The organism is Polynucleobacter sp. 39-46-10 (genome assembly GCF_002282275.1).
The window spans coordinates 1-2,378 of record NZ_NCJB01000340.1 but is presented as its reverse complement, the minus strand read 5'-3'; the positions used below and the strand labels follow the sequence as shown (position 1 = coordinate 2,378).

3 protein-coding genes and 1 pseudogene are annotated in these 2,378 nt (G+C 45.0%); 2 read left to right on the top strand and 2 right to left on the bottom strand.

What is annotated here, in order from left to right; all coding sequences use genetic code 11:
• On the top strand, window positions 1-780 hold a 780-nt coding region (gene ychF / locus B7X71_RS15375), incomplete at its 5' end, for a redox-regulated ATPase YchF (RefSeq protein WP_293601339.1).
• A 64-nt stretch (window positions 781-844) separates the two neighbouring features.
• Here ychF and B7X71_RS15370 read toward each other — a convergent pair.
• On the bottom strand, window positions 845-1,195 hold the full coding sequence (locus B7X71_RS15370) for a hypothetical protein (protein WP_215302404.1): 351 nt from the start codon (window positions 1,193-1,195) through the stop codon (window positions 845-847).
• Window positions 1,196-1,423: 228 nt separating this feature from the next.
• Between B7X71_RS15370 and B7X71_RS15365 the strand changes: the two genes are divergently transcribed.
• Window positions 1,424-1,864 (top strand): hypothetical protein, encoded by a 441-nt coding sequence (locus tag B7X71_RS15365; RefSeq protein ID WP_293601336.1) that lies wholly within the window; start codon window positions 1,424-1,426, stop codon window positions 1,862-1,864.
• Here B7X71_RS15365 and B7X71_RS15360 read toward each other — a convergent pair.
• Window positions 1,861-2,277 (bottom strand): annotated as a pseudogene (locus B7X71_RS15360) (indole-3-glycerol phosphate synthase TrpC); the annotation flags it as partial. The gene B7X71_RS15365 and the pseudogene B7X71_RS15360 overlap by 4 nt on opposite strands.
• Window positions 2,278-2,378: the final 101 nt, after the last annotated feature.

Below are 2,378 nucleotides of genomic sequence, written 5' to 3'. Positions count from 1 at the left end.
TGTTTTGAGGATGCTAACGTGATTCACGTGGCTGGCAAGATTGACCCGATCTCCGATATCGCAGTGATCGACACTGAGCTAGCCTTATCTGACTTAACAACCGTTGAAAAAACCCTTCAACGCTCCAGTAAAGCTGCTAAGTCAGGGAATGACAAAGAAGCGGCAGCTCTCGCGGCTGTTCTGACTAAGGTGCAAGCCCATTTAGATCAAGCTCAGCCTGTTCGCAGCTTGAAGCTGACTGACGAAGAAAATTTGCTTTTAAAGCCACTGTGCTTAATTACCGCAAAGCCTGCAATGTATATCGCTAACGTCAAAGAAGACGGCTTTGACAATAATCCGCATTTAGAGGCAGTGATTCAGCATGCAGCTAAAGAGGGCGCGCCAGTGGTTGCGGTGTGTGCCGCAATCGAAGCCGAGATCGCTGATTTGGATGACGCTGACAAAGCTGAGTTTTTGGCAGACCTCGGTATGGAAGAGTCTGGATTGGATCGTGTGATTCGTGCGGGCTATAAGTTATTAGGCCTACAGACCTACTTTACTGCTGGTGTTAAAGAAGTTCGTGCCTGGACAATTCATAAAGGTGATACTGCGCCACAGGCTGCCGGAGTGATCCATACCGATTTTGAGCGCGGCTTTATTCGTGCGCAAACCATTGCTTTTGAAGACTTTATTCAATTCAAGGGTGAGTCTGGTGCCAAGGAAGCTGGAAAGATGCGTGCCGAGGGTAAGGAGTATGTTGTTAAAGATGGTGATGTTTTGAACTTCCTCTTTAACGTCTAAAACAGCGCCCCTAAATGTAAAAAGCCCTTAGTGATAAGGGCTTTTTTATATTCTTGGACTTGAGTTAGCTTTCTTTAACAGCCTTTGCAAGACACTTGGAAATTTCTTCATAGCGTTTGATGGCCATCTTGCTAGGAACTACTTCTTTTTTGCGCCCATCTTCATTTGCTGCCATCTTGATATAACCCATGGCGCTGAGATTCTTAAGTCGCCCATGAAGCGTTGCTTGGGAGCCTAGCTCGGATAGGGAAATCAGGTCTCCCACCAAAATGGGCTTCTTGGCATCAAAGCTCAAAATAATTTGGTCGAGTAAACCTTCTTCAATTGAGTCGAGCTTTTTCCCAGGATTAATGCGGTCAAGGACATCAATCAGGTTTAAAAATCGAATGTAGCAAGAAGATTTAGCGGTGGACATATTTTTGTATCAGTGGTGTTTAAGTCTATTGGCTCTAGGGTTAGTCTTAGTATATTCCCTAATGCTTGGCTGGTAGTATGAACCGATATTTCACTAATAGCCATGCTGATAGTCATGAAAAGAATATTCTCGGAATCGACGACAGGCTTCCTGGTTAGCATTTTCTCTTACTCAACCCTGTTTTATTTGAATGATTGGCTAACAAGTCACCTAGCTTATGGGCTGGGTGTGAATTGGATTTATCTGCCTGCTGGCTTACGTTTATTTCTGACGCTCATCTTTGGCTTACCAGGCGCCATTGGAATTGCGCTCGCATCTTTCATGATTTGTTATTTTGGGCAATTTCCACCAGAGCTCATCACCTGCATCGGCATTGGACTGATATCTGGATTTGCACCTTATTTAGCAAGAGTTTTTGTATTGAGGAATATCAATATCTTGCCTGACTTAAGTAACCTGACTTTACAGAACTTAGTGGTCTGCGTCTTGATTTTCGCAGCTCTCAGTGCGGGTCTACATCAATGGTGGTTTGCGCTCAGAGGGCTTGATGAGGCTGGAAGCTTTAATCACTTCTTGGTAATGATGATTGGGGATGTTTTGGGAACAGTGCTACTAATTGGCCTTATTAAATATGGCCTTGATCTACTTAAGGGCTTTAGGCCTGCTTAGTTAAATAGTTCGCTTAAAGCCGTGCCTGGATTATTTGCACGCATGAAGGCTTCGCCAACCAAAAATGCGTTGACATGGTGATCACGCATCAGCTGGACATCTGCACGACTCATAATTCCAGACTCAGTAACCAATGTTTTACCTTTTGGCACCATTGATAGTAAGGATAGGGTGGTTTGCAGAGTAACTTCAAAAGTCTTCAGGTTGCGATTATTAATGCCGAGCAATCGGGTTTTCAATTCAAGGGCTTGCTCTAATTCAGGTGCGTTATGTACCTCAACAAGCACATCTAAACCCAGTTCATGCGCACAAGCTTCAAGTTCTTTCATTTGATTGAGCTCAAGGCAGGCCACAATTAATAAAATCGCATCAGCGCCAATTGCTCTTGCTTCGTAGACTTGGTAAGGGTCAATCCCACCTCGGGCGTGAGAATAAAGCCGCGCGCCTGGGCATGCTGCTGTAGCGCGAGCGCCTTTTCTTCATCGCTCAAGGCCTGCACCTGATAGATCAGCCC

Excerpts from the sequence above, each read along its gene's own strand:
- B7X71_RS15370 (WP_215302404.1), bottom strand. The coding sequence starts at position 1,195 with ATGTCCACCGCTAAATCTTCTTGCTACATTCGATTTTTAAACCTGATT.